Annotated in this window: 15 protein-coding genes; 4 read left to right on the forward strand and 11 right to left on the reverse strand. The window is 72.2% G+C overall.

Features of this window, described 5'->3' with window-relative positions; genetic code table 11:
* The first annotated feature begins 325 nt into the window (after positions 1–325).
* Positions 326–1,543, forward strand: coding sequence for an FAD-dependent monooxygenase (locus OHS17_RS25930; RefSeq protein WP_161208868.1), 1,218 nt, complete (start codon positions 326–328; stop codon positions 1,541–1,543).
* A gap of 53 nt (positions 1,544–1,596) precedes the next feature.
* Here OHS17_RS25930 and OHS17_RS25935 read toward each other — a convergent pair whose 3' ends face one another.
* The 10 genes from OHS17_RS25935 to OHS17_RS25980 all read right to left on the reverse strand — a co-directional run bounded on the left by OHS17_RS25935 (position 1,597) and on the right by OHS17_RS25980 (position 14,595).
* Positions 1,597–2,325 (reverse strand): ABC transporter ATP-binding protein, encoded by a 729-nt coding sequence (locus OHS17_RS25935; RefSeq protein ID WP_330314067.1) that lies wholly within the window; start codon positions 2,323–2,325, stop codon positions 1,597–1,599.
* Positions 2,326–2,335: 10 nt separating this feature from the next.
* Positions 2,336–3,139, reverse strand: coding sequence for an ABC transporter ATP-binding protein (locus tag OHS17_RS25940; RefSeq protein WP_330314068.1), 804 nt, complete (start codon positions 3,137–3,139; stop codon positions 2,336–2,338).
* Positions 3,136–5,118: a branched-chain amino acid ABC transporter permease gene (locus OHS17_RS25945; RefSeq protein WP_330314069.1), complete on the reverse strand. Its 1,983-nt coding sequence runs from the start codon at positions 5,116–5,118 to the stop codon at positions 3,136–3,138. The genes OHS17_RS25940 and OHS17_RS25945 overlap by 4 nt, the downstream gene beginning before the upstream one ends.
* A 1-nt stretch (position 5,119) precedes the next feature.
* A complete protein-coding gene (locus OHS17_RS25950; protein WP_330315356.1) occupies positions 5,120–6,328 on the reverse strand; it encodes an ABC transporter substrate-binding protein in 1,209 nt (402 codons plus the stop codon).
* Between the two features lie 96 nt (positions 6,329–6,424).
* Positions 6,425–6,826, reverse strand: coding sequence for a roadblock/LC7 domain-containing protein (locus tag OHS17_RS25955; protein ID WP_018105455.1), 402 nt, complete (start codon positions 6,824–6,826; stop codon positions 6,425–6,427).
* Positions 6,823–9,192 (reverse strand): sensor histidine kinase, encoded by a 2,370-nt coding sequence (locus OHS17_RS25960; RefSeq protein ID WP_330314070.1) that lies wholly within the window; start codon positions 9,190–9,192, stop codon positions 6,823–6,825. The genes OHS17_RS25955 and OHS17_RS25960 overlap by 4 nt, the downstream gene beginning before the upstream one ends.
* 491 nt (positions 9,193–9,683) lie before the next feature.
* On the reverse strand, positions 9,684–12,059 hold the full coding sequence (locus tag OHS17_RS25965) for an excinuclease ABC subunit UvrA (protein WP_330314071.1): 2,376 nt from the start codon (positions 12,057–12,059) through the stop codon (positions 9,684–9,686).
* Positions 12,060–12,140: 81 nt separating this feature from the next.
* Entirely contained in the window at positions 12,141–12,590 is a 450-nt protein-coding gene (locus OHS17_RS25970) for a helix-turn-helix transcriptional regulator (protein WP_330314072.1), read from the reverse strand.
* A 52-nt stretch (positions 12,591–12,642) separates the two neighbouring features.
* On the reverse strand, positions 12,643–13,689 hold the full coding sequence (locus OHS17_RS25975; protein ID WP_330314073.1) for a hypothetical protein: 1,047 nt from the start codon (positions 13,687–13,689) through the stop codon (positions 12,643–12,645).
* Positions 13,690–13,779: 90 nt separating this feature from the next.
* Entirely contained in the window at positions 13,780–14,595 is an 816-nt protein-coding gene (locus OHS17_RS25980; protein ID WP_330314074.1) for an SAM-dependent methyltransferase, read from the reverse strand.
* A 194-nt stretch (positions 14,596–14,789) separates the two neighbouring features.
* On the opposite strand from OHS17_RS25980, the gene OHS17_RS25985 reads away from it, so the two are divergent.
* From OHS17_RS25985 to OHS17_RS25995, 3 genes are all read left to right on the forward strand, one after another.
* Positions 14,790–16,163, forward strand: a complete 1,374-nt coding sequence (locus OHS17_RS25985; protein WP_330314075.1) for a lipase family protein — start codon at positions 14,790–14,792, stop codon at positions 16,161–16,163.
* Positions 16,164–16,287: 124 nt separating this feature from the next.
* Complete coding sequence (locus OHS17_RS25990; RefSeq protein WP_330315357.1) at positions 16,288–16,929, forward strand: CatB-related O-acetyltransferase; 642 nt, start codon at positions 16,288–16,290, stop codon at positions 16,927–16,929.
* Between the two features lie 259 nt (positions 16,930–17,188).
* A complete protein-coding gene (locus tag OHS17_RS25995) occupies positions 17,189–18,337 on the forward strand; it encodes a macrolide family glycosyltransferase (protein ID WP_443066148.1) in 1,149 nt (382 codons plus the stop codon).
* Between the two features lie 74 nt (positions 18,338–18,411).
* Here the strand turns inward: OHS17_RS25995 and OHS17_RS26000 are convergent, their stop codons facing one another.
* A complete protein-coding gene (locus OHS17_RS26000; RefSeq protein WP_330314077.1) occupies positions 18,412–19,374 on the reverse strand; it encodes an electron transfer flavoprotein subunit alpha/FixB family protein in 963 nt (320 codons plus the stop codon).
* Between the last annotated feature and the right edge of the window lie 35 nt (positions 19,375–19,409).

Genomic DNA, 19,409 nt, shown 5'->3' on the forward strand with positions numbered 1-19,409 from the left:
TCTTCGGAGCGCGTCGCGGCCGGTGCCGAAGCCGGCCGCCGGGCGGGACGCTGAGCGGGTGACCGGCGAGGGGGACATGACAGAACACTAATCAGAAATGACCAAGGACCGCACACAGGACGACTGTTGACGATGTATCGGTGGCCGAAAAGTGGGACCACCTGGCCATCCACGCGCCGTACGCCCCTCGCTAGGATTCGGTGCGGGCCCCGGCCGTGAAGGCGCGGGCCAACCCGCGCAAACGCAAGCGTACTTCCGCGCCTGTGCCCCGGCGGGAGAGCGGCCGGGCGGACGGCCGGGACATCAAGTGAGTGGAGAGCCAGTCATGCGTGGAGGCAGCATCGCCGTGGTCGGCGGGAGCATAGCGGGGTGTGCCGCGGCCCTGGCCGTGGCACGCGCCGGAGCGGACCGGGTCACCGTCTTCGAGCGCGCCGACGCCGAACTCCGGGACCGGGGCGTCGGAATCGCCCTCCAGAGCGACCGCTACGAGGAGCTGAGAGAGGCCGGATACGTAGCCCCCGAGATGCCCTGGGCGCCGCTGACCCGGCGGGTGTGGAGCGTACGGGACGGAGACGCGCCGCACGGCCGGGGCTTCGGGCAGCAGCCGTTCCCGTTCCGCGCCTACAACTGGGGTTCGCTGTGGAGCGAGCTGCGCAGCCGGGTGCCCGAGGGCGTCGACTACCGCTCCGGCGCCGTCGTCGCCGCCGTGGAGCCGGCCGACGACGGGGTGACGCTGCGGCTCGCCGACGGCCACGAGGAGCGGTTCGACCTCGTGATCGGCGCCGACGGCTACCGCTCCGTGGTCCGCGAGGCCATGTTCCCCGGCATCAGCCCCGAGTACGCCGGTTACATCGGCTGGCGCGGCGCGTCCGAGGACGTCGAGGGGCTGCCCTCGGACGGGCTCGACGCCCACAACATCGTCTTCCCCGGCGGCCACTGCATGATCTACCGCATCCCGGACGGCACCGGCGGCCACCGCCTCAACTGGGTGCTCTACACCACGCCCCCGCAGGACGGCGGCCTCCACCCGGACCTGCGCACCCCCACCTCGCTCCCGCCCGGCCGCCTCAACTCCGAGCTGACCGACTGGCTGCGCGCGCTGGTCGCGGAGCACTTCCCGCCCTTCTGGGCCGACAAGGTGCTCGGCACGCCCGCCGGGACCACCTTCATCCAGCCCATCTACGACCTGGCCGTCCCGCACTACACCTCGGGCCGCATGGCGCTCGTCGGCGACGCCGCCAGCGTCTCCCGTCCGCACGTCGGCGCGGGCAGCGTGAAGGCGCTCCAGGACGCCACCGCCCTGGAGGCCGCCTGGACCGCCGGGGACAGCTGGAAGGACGTCCTTGAGCGCTACGACGCCGGCCGCGGCCCGGTCGGCTCCGCGATGGTCGCCCTCGCGCGCCGCATGGGCAGCACCCAGGTCGAGAACACCCCGGACTGGTCGGCCATGGGCCAGCCCGAGTTCGACGCCTGGTGGCAGGACCAGAACAGCGGCTCCGACCGCAGCAGCGGCTTCGGCGGCCACAGCCTGAAGGCCAAGTAGCCGCGTGGGCGAGGAGGGGGTGCACCGGCCGGTGCACCCCCTCCTCGCCCACGTCAGACGCCGGTCGGCGCGAGCTCCAGCGCCGCGTGCAGGGCCGTCGGGTCCTTGCGGGCCTCCGCCCCGTCCAGCCGCAGCGCCACCCGCCCCGACGTCAGGACCGTGAGCGTGTCCGCGCATCCGGCCGCCGTCGCCGGGCTCGGCGACACCAGGAGTACGGCGATGCCCTCCTCGGCCAGCGTCGTCACCAGGTCGTGCACCTGACGGACCAGGGCGGGCGCCAGGCCCTCCGTCGGCTCGTCGAGCAGCAGCACGCTCGGCGAACCGAGCAGCGCCCGGGCCAGGGCCAGCATCTGCTGCTCCCCGCCCGACAGGTCCGTGCCCCGGTTCCCCCGGCGCTCACCCAGCCTCGGCAGCAGCTCCAGCACCCGCTCGGGCGTCCACACACTGGGCCGCGAGGCGTCGCCCCGGCGCGGCGGGCGGTGCGAGAGGCGCAGGTGCTCGGCGACGCTGAGGTTCGCGAAGACCCGGCGGCCCTGCGGCACGAGGCCGATCCCGGCGCGGGCGATCCGGTGCGCCGGCTGCCCGGTCAGGTCGCGGCCGGCCAGCCGTACGGTGCCCGCGTCCGGGCGCATCAGACCGGCGACGGTGTGGACGAGCGTCGTCTTGCCCGCGCCGTTGTGGCCGACGACGGCGTGCACCGTCCCGGCGGGCACGGAAAGGTCGAGGCCGTGGAGGACCGTGCCGCCGTGGTAGCCCGCGGTCAGGCCCGTGAGTTCGAGCATCGGGGGTCGGTCACCCTCTCGCTTCGGGGCTGCCGGCGAGGGGCCTCACCGGCGCCGTGTTCTGGTACGCGTCGCGGACCTCCGGGTGGGCGAGCGCCTCCCCGGTCGGCCCGGTCACCAGCACCCGCCCGGCCGCCAGCACGGTCACCGACGTGGCGACCTGGGCGACGACCTCGACGTGGTGCTCGACCAGGACGACCGCCACGCTCGCGGGCAGCGCCCCCAGGATGGAGAGCAGCCGGCCGATGTCGCCGTCGGTCAGCCCGGCCGCCGGCTCGTCCAGGAGCAGCAGCCGCGGATCGCCCGCCAGGGCCGCGGCCAGGTCCAGCATGCGCCGCTGCCCGTGCGAGAGCTCCGAGGCGGGCCGGTGCGCCAGGTGCGCGAGGCCGACGGTCTCCAGGTGCTGCCCCGCCGACTCGGTGTGCAGCCGGTAGCGGGACGGGCTGCGCCAGGCACCCCGGCGCTTCGGGTGGTGCGCCCACCCGGCCAGCACGATGTTGTCCAGGACCGTCAGTTCACCGATGACGGACGGCTGCTGGAAGCTGCGCGCGATGCCGAGCCGACTGCGCTTCGCGGTGGACGCCCGGGTGACGTCCGTACCGTTCAGCGCGATCGTGCCCCGGTCGGGCCGGTCGGTGCCGGCGATGAGGTTGAGCAGGGTCGTCTTGCCCGCGCCGTTGGGCCCGATGACGGCGTGCCGGGCGCCCGGGGGCAGCCGCAGCGCGACGTCGTCCACGGCGGTGAGGCTGCCGTACCGGCGGGTCAGGTGGTCGAGGTCCAGCACGGGGACCGGCTCTGCGGCTTCGGGCGTCATGGGGAGACCTTCCCGGCGGGGGACACGGTGGACGCGGCGGGCGCGGGGCGGCCGGTGAAGAGGCGCAGACCGGCCAGGCCGCGCGGCAGCAGGTACACGGCGGCGATGAACAGCGCCCCGAGCAGCAGCGGCCCGTGGCCGGGCCAGGAACCGGCGACCCAGTCCCGGGTGAACACGATCAGCCCGGCGCCGAGCAGGGCGCCGATGACCGACGTCGTACCGCCGATGACGACCGCGAGCAGCGCGAACGCGGCGATCTCGAAGCCGACGTCGGCGGGGGAGAGGTACTGCTGCACGGTGACCATGAGGGACCCGCCCACCCCGGCGAGCGCGCCCGCGCAGATGTGGGCCACCAGGAGATAGCGCCCCACGGGGTGTCCGGACGCGCGCATCCGCGCCTCGGCGCCCCGGGTGCCGGTCAGCAGCTTGCCGGCCGGGGAGCGCAGCACGAGCAGGGTGAGGGCGACGGCGACGACCGCGACGACCGCCGCGTACACGTAAAGCTCGCGCTCCTCGGTCATGCCCTCGCCGCCCCACAGCGCCCGGGTGGCCGGGAAGCCGACCAGCCCGTCGGCGCCGCCCGTCAGGGACTTGACCTGGTTGATCACCGCACTGGTCAGCTCGCCCACCGCCAGGGTGATCATCAGCACGGTCGTGCCCCGGGCGCGGATGACCGCGGGTCCGGTCACCGCCGAGAACACGGCGGCCGCGAGCGCCGACAGGACGATCTGGACCGGGCCCACCGTCCATCCGGCGTCGGCCAGGTTGGCGGTGGCGTACGCGCCGACGGCGAACGGGGCGGTCTGCCCGAGCGTGGGCAGACCGGCGTACCCGGTCAGCACGGTGACGCTGACCGCGAGCAGTCCGAGCGCCAGGGCGGACCCGGCCAGCGAGATGCTGTACGAGTCGAGCATCCCCGGGAGCGCGAAGAGCACGGCGAGCAGCACGAGCAGCGGCACGGCCTGCCGCCACCCGGCCGAGTGCAGCCAGGCGCCGAGCCGGGCGGGGGCCGCCGGAGCGGGCGCCGCGGCCGCGCGCGGCCGGTTCTCCCACCGGGCGGCGAGGAGCTTGCGCAGCCGGGAGACCGGGTCGGCGGACGGACCCCGCTCCTCGTGCGCCTCCGGCTCCGTGAAGCGGGAGCGGAACACCAGCACCGCCGCCATCGCGGCGAACAGCAGATACGGCGCCAGGTCCGGCAGCACCGAGACGCCCAGGGTCTGGACCTCGCCCACGGCGACCGCCGCGGCGAACGTCGCCCACAGCGAGCGCAGCCCGCCGAGGACGACGACCACGAGGGACAGCATCAGCACGTTCTCGGAGGTGCCGGGCCCGGGGCCGATGATCGGCGCCCCGAGGACGCCCGCCGCACCGGCCAGCGCGCCCGCCGCCGCGAGCACTCCGGTGTGCACGGCGCGGGGGTTGTGGCCGGTGGCGGCGAGCATCTGGGGGTCGTCCGCCGACGCGCGGACCGCCGCGCCCACCCGGGTCCGGGTGAGCACCCACGTACCGAAGGCCGCCAGGACGACGGCCATGGCGATGAAGCAGAGCCGGTAGGCGGGGTAGCGGTGGCCCAGCAGGTGGACCGAGGAGTCGAGCGCGCCGGGGACGCGCACCGGCAGCTCGTCCGCCCCGAAGAACTGGATCAGCAGGTCCCCGCCGACGAGGGCGATCCCGAACGTCAGCAGGGCCTGCGCCAGATGCCCACGCCGGGCGAGCGGAACCGTGGCGGCGGAGAGCCCCGCCCCGGCGAGGGCCGCGGCCGCCGTTCCGGCCGCGAGCCCGAGGGCGAGGCCGCCCCACGTTCCGTCGCTCAGCTCGGCGCCGGTGTAGGCACCGATCGCGTACAGCATGCCGTGCGAGAGGTTCAGTACGCCGGCCGTGCCGAACGCGAGACTCAGGCCGGCGGCGACGACGAACAGCAGCAGCCCGTAGGCCACGCCGTCCACCGCCGGCACGAGGTGGGCATCGAGCAGATCCATGTCAGCCGCCGAGCGTCGCCAGGTCCTGGACCATGACGTTGGACAGCTGGTTGCCGTCCGGACGCACCTGGCGCAGGTACCACGTCTGCACCGGGGCGTGCGCCTTCTCGCTGAACTCCCAGTTGCCGCGCGGGCTGTCGATCTGGCCGAGGCTCGCGATGGCCTTGTTGATCGTCTGCGGGGTCACGTCACCCTGCTTCGCGGCGTCCGCGATCGCCTTGTCGAGCACGGCGGCCGCGTCGTAGGACGACATGGCGTACGTGGTCGGCTGGGTGTCGTGCTCGGCGGTCCAGTCGGCGGCGAACTTGCGGTTGGCCGCGTTGTCGAGGTCCGGCGCGTAGTTCAGGACGGAGTAGATGCCCTTGGCGGCCTGGCCCTCGGCCTGGAGCACGCTGCCCTCGGTGACGAAGGCGGTGTACAGCGGCAGGTCGGCGACGTCGGACTGCGCGTACTGCTTGGCGAAGTCGATCGCGGCCTTGCCGGCGTAGAAGCAGTAGACCGCCTTGGCGTCGGTCTTGGCGATCTCCGCGAAGTACGGCATGAAGTTGGTCGTCTTCGGGAACGGCGTCCACTTGGTCTTGCCGTCCGGGTTGGCGAGCTTGCCGCCGATGCGCTTGAACTCGTCGGTGAAGCCGCGCAGTTCGTCGTAGCCGCCCTGGTAGTCCGGTCCGATCGCGTAGACCGGGCCGTCCACCTTCTCCTTGACGTACGGGGCGATGGCCCTGCCCGGCTCGTCGGACATGAAGCTCGTCGTCCACACGTACTCGGGGTCCTTGACCTCGGGACGGGCGTTGGAGCCGAGGAAGGGGATCTTCGCCTGGCCGACCAGCGGCAGCACCGCGTTGACCGAGCCACCGCTGACCAGGCCGGTCAGCACGTCGACCTTGTCCTTCTTGACCAGCTTGGTGGCGGCCGGCACGGCGGTCGGCGGACCGTCGCCCTCGTCGGCCACGATGAGGTCGACCTTGCGCCCGCCCAGCTTGTTGTCGTGCGTCTTCAGGTACAGCTGGAAGCCGTCGCGCAGGTCGGTGCCGACCGGCTTGTAGGTGCCGGAAAGCGAGGCGACCAGGCCGACCTTGACGGTCTCGTCGCCGGAGCCGCTGTCGCTGCTGCACCCGGTGACGGCGGCCAGGCCGAGGGCGAGTGCGGCGGCACCGACGGGCCGGACGAATCTGCGGTGGCGGGTGCGGCGGGGTATGTCGAAGAACATGAGTGCTCTCATCGGGGGAGTGTCGGACAACGGTGTGACCCGACCGCGGAGTCGGCTCCGCGGACGGGTCGGTACGACCGTGGGGGGACGGCCGGGTCAGTGCGTGGGGGAGTGCGAGGAACGGACCTGGGGGGACAGCGAGTCACCGACCTGGTTGATCAGCTCGGACATCATGTAGCTGACCTCGCCGATGTCCGCGTCCCTGGTGGTCATGACCAGGAGCGAGGCGCCGCTGGAGACGGCCATGGAGAACATGTAGCCGCCCTCCATCGCGGTGAGGCTGTGCTCCACCGGGTCGGTGTCGGTGAGCTGGGCGGCCGCGGACAGCAGGTTCACGACGCCGGAGGCGATGGCGGCCAGCCGGTCGGCGTCGTCGCGCTCCACGCCGGTGTACGCGAGCGCGAGTCCGTCCACGGACACGGCTATCGCCTGGGTGACCTCCGGGATGCGTCCGGCGAAGTCGCTCAGGATCCAGCTCAGGTCGGTGGGTGAGGTCATTTCTTGGTCCGTTCGGTGTCGTCATTGTTGGCGGGACGCCCGCGGGGGTTCGTGCTCCGGCTGATGCCCTGGGTGTAGGCCGCCAGGACGTCGGATACCTGCCGGGAGTCCCGGCGGCGGGGGGTCGGCCGCGGCGCACCGGCGCCGGACCGCTGCTCGGTGGCGGCCCGTTTCTCCCGTACGGGCCACTGCTGGGGCGCGGTGCGCTTGCGGACCGGGAGGCCGGAGGCGCTGACGCCCGCGATGCGCGAGGCCGGCTCGTCGTGCACGGGATGCGGGGCGGGCGCGTCGGCGGCGTCCGTACGGGCCGGGGCCTCGTGCTCCTCGCGCGTGCCCGGGGCCGCCGGTCTGCCGGGGCGGGCGCCGACGCCCGCGCCGACCGGGCGGCCGCCCCGTCCGCGTACGGTGTCCTGCTTCCGGCGCGTGACGACCGTGCGGGGCGACTCGAAGCCGTTCTCCGTCGGCATGGCCGGTTCCTCGGACACCTCGGCCAGCACCTCCTTGGGGAGGGTGACCTCGGCGATGGTGCCGGGGCCCGAGGAGTCGCGCAGCTCGACAACGATGCCGTGCCGGGCGGCAAGCCGCGCCACCACGTGCAGACCCATGGACCGCACGTCCCCGATGCCCGCCTTCGGCTCGCGCAGCCCGGCGTTGAGCACGGCGCGGCGGTCCGCCGAGATGCCCACGCCCTCGTCCACGATCTGGACGACGGCCCGGTCCCAGAGCCGCCAGACGGCGACCCCGACCTGGGCGTCGGGCGGGGAGAAGCGGGTGGCGTTGTCGAGGAGCTCCGCCAGGATGTGCGCGACGTCGTGCACGGCGCGGGCGGCGATGCCGATGCCCGCCTCGATCGCGCCGAGGGACACCCGGTCGAAGCGCTCGATCTGCTGGGCCGCCGCGACGATGACGGTGGAGCAGCCGATGTCGGCGGAGCGCACCCGGGCGTTGCCGTAACCACCCAGCACCAGCAGGTTGTTGGTGTTGCGCTCCATGCGGATCGCGAGGTGGTCGAGCGCGAAGAGCGTCTTCATGCGCTCCGGGTCGGCCTCGTCGCGCTGCACCGTGTCCAGTTCGGACACCATGACGCTGGTCAGCTGGGCGCCCCGGCGGGCGACCCGGACCAGGGTCTCGGCGAACTGCTCGTGCACCCGGGCCTGTTCGGCCGCGAGGCGCACCGCCTCGTGGTGGACGGCGTTGAACGCCTCGCCGACCTCACCGATCTCGTCGCCGCTGGTGGTCTCGACGGGGTTGCCGGTGCGTTCGGCGACCTGCTCCGGTGTGGCGCCGCTCAGCGCGCCGGGCTGGGACAGCTCGCTCATGACGGCGGGCAGCCGGGTGTGGGCCACCTCGTGCGCGGCGTTGCGCAGGTCGCGCAGCCGGCGGATCATGACCCGGCCCAGGCGGACGGCGACGAGGACGACACCGACCAGGGTCAGCAGCACGAGGGCGACCTCGCCGCCGGCGGTCCAGAGCAGCCTGGTGCGTTCGGCGTCGACAGTGGCGGCGACGGACTCGTCGATCCGCTCCTCCACCTGGTGCAGCAGGGTCTGGCGGTCGTCGGACGCCTCCTGCCACTCCTTCGAGGTGACGCCGATCGGCTTGCTGGTGTCCGTGCGGCCGATCCGGTCTTCCAGCTTGCGGGACTCCAGGGCCTTCGGGCCGGAGAGGGTGCGCTCCAGCCAGGTCCGCCACTCGCTCGGCCCGAGGCTGAACATCACGCCGGTCGACTCGGTGTAGCCGAGCCGGCTCGCGTCGAAGGTGCGCTGGGACGCCGCGGTGAAACCACCCGCGGCCTGCGCCCTCATGACGGTGATCTGCTGTTGCGCGGTGTGCTCGGCGGCCTCGGACAGGGCCGCGGCCGCGCGGATGCGGTCGGCGATGTCGGCGTCGACACCGTCGGCCTGCGCGATGCCGTCGCGGTAGCCGTTGAGGTCGGCGATCACGATCCGGTAGCCGAAGGCGAGCGCGGAGATGGTAGTGCTGCCCGAGCGCACCTGGGCGCGCAGGGCGGGGAGTTCATCGATGAAGCGGTCGATGCGGTCCAGTGATTCCCGGGCGCTGCCCGGCACCTCGGAGAGTCCGCCGGCGCGGCTCTTGAAGGCGGCGATGCTCTTGTCGGTCGCGTCGGAGCTCGCCTGGAAGGCGGACGAGTCCCCCTGATCGGAGACCAGGGCGGTGGCGGCCGCGCGCTCACGCTGCAACTGGTGAGTTAAATCGGCTGCGCCGGCGGAGACGGCGACCATGTCGGCGAGCCGGTTCGCCTGGAGTGCCTGGTTGGTGGCGGGTGCGAGGGCCAGGGCCGAGAACGTGACCGCGACGGTCAGGGGAGCGGTGACCAGCAGGACGAGGCGGCGATTGATTTTCACTGCGCGGCTCCGTCGCCGGAACCGGGCTTGAGTATCGGTGACACGCAGATACCTGTTAACGGGTTGTGGGGTGTCGGTAGGGACGCTCGTACGTCGTGCGCACAGTTACGAATGGGACGGGTGGGGTGGGTGGGGCTCGCATTGCGCGGCTTGATCCTATGCCTAGTGCACAACGCCGGATGCGTGCAGCGCCGAAAATTTGCGTTCAGTTAGCTGTGTGAAAGCGGTCGGATTCGGTCAAGTCTGGCTGTGGCGTGCCTGATTGGCCCCAGTGTGCACGGGCTGAAAGCCTCCACACAGATGCGCGAAGTCGGGAGGATTCGCGTCCGATTAGCGAAGGCGATGACGGGGAACCGCGCCCCGCACCGCGGCGAACAGGCCATACTGGAAAGGCACATGACCTCCACGGCACGCCGCCTTGACGTGATGTATGACGGCAGCATGACAACGCCCGCCCGGCCACCACGGGCCGGGCGGGCGAGGGGAGTTGCTCAGGCGCCCACGTACTCCGCCAGGTGCTCGCCCGTCAGGGTCGAGCGTGCGGCGACCAGTTCGGCGGGGGTGCCCTCGAAGACCAGGGTTCCGCCGTCGTGACCGGCGCCGGGGCCCAGGTCGATGATCCAGTCGGCGTGCGCCATCACGGCCTGGTGGTGCTCGATGACGACGACCGACTTACCGGAGTCCACCAACCGGTCGAGCAGCCCCAACAGCTGCTCCACGTCCGCGAGATGCAGCCCGGTGGTCGGCTCGTCCAGCACGTACACGCCGCCCTTCTCGCCCATGTGCGTGGCGAGCTTCAGCCGCTGCCGCTCACCGCCGGAGAGCGTGGTCAGCGGCTGGCCGAGGCTGAGGTAGCCGAGCCCGACGTCCACCAGCCGTTCGAGGACCCGGTGCGCGGCCGGTGTGCGCGCGTCACCGGAGCCGAAGAACTCCTCCGCCTCGGCGACCGACATCGCCAGCACCTCGCTGATGTCCCGCCCGCCGAGCCGGTATTCGAGCACCGACGCCTGGAACCGCTTGCCCTCGCACTCCTCGCAGACCGTGGCGACGCCCGCCATCATCGCCAGGTCCGTGAAGACGACGCCCGCCCCGTTGCACGTCGGGCACGCGCCCTCCGAGTTGGCGCTGAACAGCCCCGGCTTCACGTCGTTGGCCTTGGCGAACGCCTTGCGGACCGGGTCGAGCAGCCCGGTGTACGTGGCCGGGTTGCTGCGCCGCGAACCGCGGATCGCGCTCTGGTCGACGGTGACCACACCGTCCCGCCCGGCCACCGAGCCGTGGATCAGCGAGCTCTTCCCGGACCCGGCCACGCCCGTGACGACGGTCAGCACACCGAGCGGGATGTCCACGTCGACGCCGCGCAGGTTGTTCGCCGAGGCGCCCCGCACCTCCAGCGCACCGGTGGGCTTGCGGGTGTCCGCCTTGAGCGTGGAGCGGTCGTCGAAATGGCGCCCGGTGACGGTGCCGGAGGCGCGCAGCCCGTCGACGGTGCCCTCGAAGCAGACGGTGCCGCCCGCCGTACCGGCGCCGGGACCGAGGTCCACGACGTGGTCGGCGACCGCGATCGTCTCCGGCTTGTGCTCCACCACCAGCACGGTGTTGCCCTTGTCGCGCAGGCGCAGCAGCAGGTTGTTCATCCGCTGGATGTCGTGCGGGTGCAGTCCGGCGGTCGGCTCGTCGAAGACGTACGTGGTGTCGGTCAGCGAGGACCCGAGGTGGCGGATCATCTTGACGCGCTGCGCCTCGCCGCCGGACAGCGTGCCGGCGGGCCGGTCGAGCGCGAGGTAGCCGAGGCCGATCTCCACGAACGAGTCGAGGGTCTCGCCGAGCGCGGTGAGCAGCGGCGCCACCGAGGGCTCGTCCAGGTCACGGATCCAGGCGGCCAGGTCGCTGGTCTGCATCGCGCAGGCGTCCGCGATGCTGATGCCCCCGATTTTCGAGGACCTGGCGCCCTCGCTGAGCCGGGTGCCGTCGCAGGCCGGACAGGTGGTGAAGGTGACCGCGCGCTCCACGAAGGCCCGGATGTGCGGCTGGAGCGCGTCCTTGTCCTTGGACAGGAACGACTTCTGGATCTTGGGGATCAGCCCCTCGTACGTGAGGTTGACGCCCTCCACCTTGACCTTGGTGGGCTCCCGGTAGAGGAAGTCCTGCATCTCCTTCTTGGTGTACTTCGCGATCGGCTTGTCCGGGTCCAGGAGGCCGGACTCGGCGTAGACCCGGACGGTCCAGAAGCTGTCGGACTTCCAGCCGGGGATCGTGAACGCGCCCTCGGCGAGGGACTTGGAGTCGTCGTAGAGCTGGGTGAGGTCGATGTCCGAGACGGTGCCCCGGCCCTCGCACTCGGTGCACATGCCGCCGGTCCGGTTGAAGGTCGCCTTCACGGTCTTCTTGTTGCCGCGCTCGACGGTGATCGCGCCGCTCGCCTTCACGGACGCGGTGTTGAAGGAGTACGCGCTCGGCGGGCCGATGTGCGGGGTGCCGAGGCGGCTGAAGAGGATGCGCAGCATGGCGTTGGCGTCGGTCGCCGTGCCCACGGTCGAGCGGGTGTCGCCGCCCATCCGCTGCTGGTCCACGATGATCGCGGTGGTCAGCCCCTCCAGGACGTCCACCTCGGGCCGGGCCAGGGTGGGCATGAACCCCTGGACGAAGGCGCTGTACGTCTCGTTGATCAGCCGCTGCGACTCGGCGGCGATGGTGTTGAACACCAGCGAGCTCTTGCCGGACCCGGAGACGCCCGTGAACACCGTCAGCCGGCGCTTGGGGATCTCGATGCTGACGTCCTTGAGATTGTTCACGCGCGCCCCGTGCACACGGATCAGATCGTGGCGGTCGGCGGCGTGCGGCTGCTTGCCCGTGGCCCTGCTCATGGTGTCTCCCTGAATTGGCGGAGCCGTCGCGCAGCCCCGTCGTCGCCCCCGGCTCAGCGGCGGCCTTCCCCGTTCACGCCGTCACGCTAGCGGCGTCCCCGGCAGCGGTGCTTCTCGATTCCTGACCGGCCGCGTCACCTGCTTCGCCACACAGGACGGCAGGCCCGCGGTGGCCTGCGCCGCCTCCTGCCGGTAGACGCTCGGCGGCATCCCGACCAGCTCCGTGAAGCGCGTGCTGAACGTGCCGAGCGAGGAGCAGCCGACCGCGAAGCACACCTCGGTGACGCTCAGGTCCCCCCGGCGCAGCAGCGTCATCGCGCGCTCGATGCGCCGGGTCATGAGGTAGCCGTACGGGGATTCCCCGTACGCCCTCCGGAACTCGCGGCTGAGGTGCCCCGCCGACATGTGCGCGCCGCGCGCCAGCGCCTCGACGTTCAGCGGCTGGGCGTACTCGCGGTCGATCCGGTCGCGGACCCGGCGCAGCCGCGCGAGGTCGCGCAGGTTCTGCGCGGCGTCGGATTTGCTCGTCACGCCCGAAGCGTACGTCGTGGGGGAGCGGCCCGCCGGGTGTCGCACCCCGCGATCAGGTGCGGGTGGCCGTGTCGCAGCCGGCGGCGTCCCGGTCCGCCATGCGCTCGTCCATCGAGGTGCCCCGCTCGTACGGGTCGACCCGCGTGGCGCCGTCCGAGGGCCCCGGCTCCTTCTCGAACTCGGGACGGAAGTAGCCGGTGGTGTTCTCACAGCCCCCGTTGGCGGCGTCCAGCCGGTACGACGTCAGCGCGAAGGTCCCCGGTGTGCCGATCACCTTGTCCGGGTCGTCCCAGCTCATCACGATCTCGCGGCGGGCGATCGTACGGGCGACCTCGTCGCTGCCCCCGGACGCCCGCACGACGGCGTAGACGAAGGTGACGTCGGCGGTGACCTCGACCGCGCCCGCCTCGCCCTCCCGGTAGGTGAGCGCGCCCCGCGTCTTGATCACGTCACCGGCCAGGCGCGCGTACGACGGGTCGAAGCGGCTGAACAGCAGCAGCGGGTCGTTCGTCCGGCTCGGGGTGTCGAAGGACGTCGTCAGGTACTCCTTGATGCCGGGCTGCTTCGTGTTGAGGGCCGCGATGGCCTTCACCGGCCGTTCCCCGCGCAGCACCGCCGGATCGAGCCCGGCGTCGGAGAGGAAGGCCAGGCTGCTGTCGAGCGCGTCGGACACCTGCTTCTCGCTCATCCACCCGGTCGCCCGCGCCGAGGGCATCGTGATCCCGGCCGTCCCGGCGGCCCAGTGCTCCGCCGGAGACCCCTTGAACGGGTCGTCCAGGGTGGGCCGCCCGGGCGTCGCCGCCGTGGAGCCGCCCCCGCCGGGGAAGCCGAGCCAGCCGGCCGCCCGGCCCGGGACCAGCGCCACGACGAACAGCGCGACGACGACCACCAGGCCCACCACGTACCAGATCCTGCCGCGTCGCCGGGGCGGCTGGTGGGTGCGCCATCCCGGGGGCGGGCCGGTCTCCTCGCGCAGCCGCTGGGTCACCATCCGGGCCCGGGCGGACGGCTCCTCGGGGGCGCCGGGGGTGCCGGCCTCGGCCTCCCGCAGGAAGCGCTCCCACTCCTCGTCCGGTATGGATGACCCGCCCGTGCCCACGCTGCGCCCCCGCTGATCCGTTTTCCGTATCATCACACAGCCCGGTGACACCGAAGTGCGCACCGGGCTGCCGTGGTTGGGCTCCGCGCGTTACGGCTTGCGGCCGACCGCGACATAGCCGGGGGTGACGATCTCGCCGGTGCCGGGGACCGGCTCGCCGAGCTCGGGGTGCCAGGCCTCGGCGGCGACGATGCCGGGCTCCACGATCTCAAGACCGTCGAAGAACGAGGCGAACTGGTCGCGCGTGCGCGGCGCGAGCGTCAGGGTGTTGGCCTTGTACATCTTGTCGACCTCGCGCGCCTCCTCCGGGTGGAAGTCGGCGGTGATCTGCGAGACGACCATGTAGCTGCCGGGGGCGAGCACGTCGGTCAGCCGGCGCACCAGCTCGTACGCGCCGTCCTCGTCGCTCACGAAGTGGAGCAGCGCGATCATCGACAGCGCGACCGGCTTGCTGAAGTCCAGTGTCTTGCCCGCGTGTTCGAGGATGGTGTCGACGTTGCGCGCGTCGGCCTGCACGTAGTCGATGACGCCCTCGGGCGTGCCCTTGAGCAGCGCCGCGGCGTGGGCCAGGACGATCGGGTCGTTGTCGCAGTAGACGACCCGGGTTGCGGGGGCGGCCTCCTGGGCCACCTGGTGCAGGTTGGGCTCGGTGGGTATCCCGGTGCCGATGTCGAGGAACTGGCGGACGCCGTGGGTGGACAGCCAGCGCGTCGCGCGGTGCATGAAGGCGCGGTTGATCTTCGCCATCACCGGGACGTTCGGCTCGACGGCCAGCATCTGACGGCCCATGGCCTCGTCCACCGGGTAGTTGTCCTTGCCGCCCAGGAACCAGTCGTACATCCGCGCGGGATGCGGCTTGCTGGTGTCGATGAGCGGGGCGGTGGGGTCGTTCTCCGGTCGGGACATGGCCAACTCCAGGGTGCGGGAGGTGCTGCGGATGATCAGCTCGGGCCCACCTTAAGCAACTCCGCCGCGGAGCAGGGAGAGTTCGGTCGCCGATGACAGTTACCAATGCGTAACTTACTCATGGGTTACCACCGGTAAGCCCCGCTGTTAGCTTGCGCTCACCCGTACTTCCGGAGCAGAGCGAGGAGTGAGCCTTGAGCCGCAAGGACCGTTCGCGTTCCACCCTTTCCCCCCACCGCGCCCGTCCCCTCCGTGCCGCGGCCGTCGCCGTGACCGCGGCGGCCTGCGTGGCCGCGTACGCCGCGCCCGCGTCCGCCACGGACGGCGCCGAGCCCGTCGTCTCCCGGGGCGTGACCATCCCCGCCTTCTACGACCCGCCCGCCCAACTGCCCGCCACCAACGGGGCACTGATCCGGACCGAGCCCCTGCCGCTCGCCCTGAGCCTGCCGGGTCTGGACGGCCGCCCGATGCCGGGCACCGCCACCCGCCTCATGTACCGCACGACCGACTCCAACGGGCAGCCGGCCGCGGTGACCGGCGCCTACATCGAGCCCTCGGCCGCCTGGAAGGGCGGCGGCGCCCGGCCGCTGGTCGCGCTGGCCTCGGGCACCATGGGCCAGGGCGACCAGTGCGCGCCCTCGCTGGCCCTCCAGCACCCGCTGTCCGTCACCCCCGAGTCCGTGTCGATCGGCTACGAGACCCTGTCCGTCTACCGGCTCCTGGCCGCCGGTGTCGCCGTCGTCGTCACCGACTACGTGGGCCTCGGCACCACCGACCGCCTGCACACCTACGTCAACCGGGTGGACGAGGGCCACGCGCTGCTAGACGCGGTACGCGCCGCGCACCAGCTGCCCGCCACCTCGCTCACGGCCGCGTCCCGGACGGGCCTGTACGGCTACAGCCAGGGCGGCGGGGCCAGCGCGTCCGCCGCCGAGCTCCAGCCCTCGTACGCCCCCGAGATCCAGCTCGCCGGCACCTACGCCGGGGCGCCACCCGCCGACCTGACCGCCACCATGAAGGGCATCGACGGCAGCGCTCTCGCCGGGGCCCTCGCCTGGTCGATCAACGGCTTCGCGCAGGCCGACGCCGACCTGCGGGACGTCGTGGAGGCCAACATCAACGACCGCGGGCGGGCCGCGCTGAAGGACGCCTCGACCATGTGCGTCGGCGACGCGATCCTCGGCTACGGCTTCGCGAAGAGCTCCAAGTGGACGACCACCGGCAAGTCCCTCGGTGAGATCATCGCCGCCGAGCCGAAGGCACAGGCCGCGCTCGACAAGCAGCGCATCGGCACCCTCAAGCCGTCCGGCCCGGTGCGGGTGGCGACCGGCATCCAGGACGACATCGTGCCGCACCGCCAGGCGCGTCAGCTCGCCGTCGACTGGTGCCGCAAGGGCGGCGACGTCACGTACGACGCCGTCATCCTGCCCAACCTCGGCGACAAGATCCTCACCAACCACATGGTCCCGCTCATCACCGACCAGGGCGACGCCATCTCCTGGATCACCGACCGCCTCGCGGGCAAGCGCACCACCTCCAACTGCTGGTCGATGCCGGTCCAGCCCTGATCGCGGTCCTCCGAGCCCGCCCCGGTCCTCCCGGGGCGGGCTTCCCGTAAACCGCTGTCGTACGGGCCACGACGCGGCGATCATGGTCGGCGGACCCGACCGCGACCCCGAGGAACCCATGCCGCTGCCCGTACCCGCAGACCCGACCGTGCTCCACCCGATGCCCGGACAGCCGAGGGTGGTGCAGCTCAAGCCGCTGGTGACCTCGCCGCTGATCGAGGTGGGGGAGTACTCGTACTACGACGACCCGGACGACGCCACCGCGTTCGAAACCCGCAACGTGCTGTACCACTACGGCCCGGAGAAGCTGGTCATCGGTAAGTTCTGCGCGCTCGGCACGGGCGTGCGCTTCCTGATGAACGGCGCCAACCACCGCATGGACGGCCCGTCCACCTTCCCGTTCCCCACCCTGGGCGGCTCCTGGGCCGACCACTTCGACCTGCTCGCGGGGCTGCCGAACCGGGGCGACACGGTCGTCGGCAACGACGTGTGGTTCGGTCACGGGGCGACCGTGCTGCCCGGCGTCCGGATCGGGCACGGTGCGATCATCGGCAGCGGCTCGGTGGTCAGCAAGGACGTCCCGGACTACGGGATCGTCGGTGGCAACCCGGCCCGGCTGCTGCGCACCCGCTTCGAGGAGCAGGACGTCGCCCGCCTCCTCGCACTGGCCTGGTGGGACTGGCCCGCCGAGCACATCACCGCCCACATCCGGACCCTCATGTCCGGCACCGTGGACGACCTCGAAGCCGCCGCGCCCGGCGCGTGACGGCCCCGCCGCCCGGCCCGCGCGGCGGGAAATCCCCGTGCGTGCGGACCGGACGGCGGCTAGGGTCGCGGCATGAACATCGTGCAGCTCTACGGCTGACGCGGCCGGGGCACGTCCCCGACCCCGTCCGGCACACCGCGTCCGCGCGCCCACCGACCGGCCCTCGCCGGGGTGGCGACGCGCCGGTCTGCCGTGTCCCCTTCCGCCGCAGAACTGAAACGAGTGATTCCCTGTGTCACGCCGCCGTGCCCATATCGCCATGATCGGCATCCCTGCCGTGAGCCATGTGCTGCCGAGCATCGAGGTCATCCGCGAACTGGTGGCCCGCGGCCACCGCGTCACCTACGCCAACGACCCGGTGATGGCCGAGCGCATCGAGGCCACCGGCGCCACCTTCGTGCCGTACGACTCCGTGCTCCCCGTCGGTGACAGCAGCTGGCCCGACGACCCGATCGCCGCCATGGGCCTCTTCCTGGACGACGCCGTCCAGGCCCTGCCGCAGCTGCGCGCCGTCTACGACGAGGACCCGGCCGACCTCTACCTGTACGACATCGGGGCCTACCCGGCCCGGGTGCTGGCCGAGTCCCAGAACCGCCGCCTGATGCAGCTCTACCCGACGTTCGTCGGCTGGCGGAGTTACGAGAAGGACGTGGCGGCCCAGCTGTGGACGCTGCCGGGGGCCGACGCGTACCGGGCGCGGTTCACCGAGTGGCTGGCCGGGAACGGCGCGACCACGCGGGACATGGACGCCTTCACCGGCCGCCCCGGCAACACCCTCGCCCTGATCCCCCGGGCGATGCAGCCGCACGCGGACGACGTGGACATGGACACCGTCACGTTCGTCGGGCCGTGCTTCGCCGGGCGCGGCGAGGAACAGGCCTGGACCCGGCCCGCCGGGGCGGACAAGGTGCTGCTGATCTCGCTGGGCTCCGCGTACACCAACCGCCCGGAGTTCTACCGCAATTGCCTGGCGGCCTACGGCGACCTGCCGGGCTGGCACGTCGTCCTCCAGGTCGGCAAGCAGACGGACCTGGCGGAGCTCGGCACCGTACCCGGCAATGTCGAGGTGCACCGGTGGGTGCCGCAACTGGCCATCCTCCAGCAGGCGGACGCCTTCGTCACGCACGCCGGGATGGGCGGCAGCTCCGAGGGGCTGTACAGCGGGGTGCCGATGATCGCCGTGCCGCAGGGCGTCGACCAGTTCATGAACGCCGACAAGCTGGTCGAGCTGGGCGTCGCCCGCCGCATCGACACCGACGACGCCACCCCGGAGGCCCTGCGCGTGGCGCTCACCGCGCTCGTCGACGACCCCGAGGTGGCCCGGCGTTCGGCGCGGCTGCGCGAGGACGCCCGGGCGGAGGGTGGCACCCCGCGCGCCGCCGGCCTGGTGGAGGAACTGCTCGGCTGAAACGGGCCCGGCCGGGGCGGTGAGCGGGTCCTCCGCGCTCACCGCCCCGGCCGGGGACCACAGCTGAGGGAGTGTCAGCCCTTGCGGGTGTTGATCTCCTCGGTGAGCTGGGGGACGACGGCGAAGAGGTCGCCGACGACGCCGTAGTCCACGAGGTCGAAGATCGGGGCCTCGGCGTCCTTGTTGACCGCGACGATCGTCTTCGAGGTCTGCATGCCCGCGCGGTGCTGGATCGCGCCGGAGATGCCGTTGGCGATGTAGAGCTGCGGCGAGACGGACTTGCCGGTCTGGCCGACCTGGTTGGTGTGGGGGTACCAGCCCGCATCCACGGCGGCACGCGAGGCACCCACCGCGGCACCCAGCGAGTCGGCGAGCGCCTCGATGATCGCGAAGTTCTCCGCACCGTTGACACCACGGCCACCGGAGACCACGATCGCGGCCTCCGTCAGCTCCGGACGGCCGGTCGACTCACGCGGCGTACGGGACAGCACCTTCGTGCCCGTGGCGGCGGCGGAGAACTCCACCGCCAGCTCCTCCACCGCACCCGCACCGGCGACCGGCTCGACGGGCGCCGAGTTCGGCTTCACCGTGATGACCGGGGTGCCGTGCGTGATCCGGGACTTCGTGGTGAACGAGGCGGCGAACACCGACTGGGTCGCCACGACACCCTCGGCACCGGCCTCGACGTCGACCGCGTCGGTGATGATGCCCGACCCGACCCGTACCGCGAGGCGCGCCGCGATCTCCTTGCCCTCCGCCGAGGAGGACACGAGCACCGCCGCCGGGGAGACCGCCTGGTGGGCGGCCTGGAGCGCGTCCACCTTCGGTACGACGAGGTAGTCGGCGAACTCGGCGGCCTCCGAGACCAGGACCCTGACCGCGCCGTGCTCGGCAAGGACATCCGCCGTCGCGGACGCACCGGCGCCGACGGCAACGGCGACCGGGTCACCGATCCGCCGCGCGAGCGTCAGCAGCTCCAGCGTCGGCTTGCGGACCGCACCGTCCACGTGATCGACAAAGACGAGAACTTCAGCCATCAGACCCACTCCTGCACATCAATGAAAACGAACGA

Source organism: Streptomyces sp. NBC_00523 (assembly GCF_036346615.1).
In the GTDB taxonomy this organism is placed as follows: Bacteria; Actinomycetota; Actinomycetes; order Streptomycetales; family Streptomycetaceae; genus Streptomyces.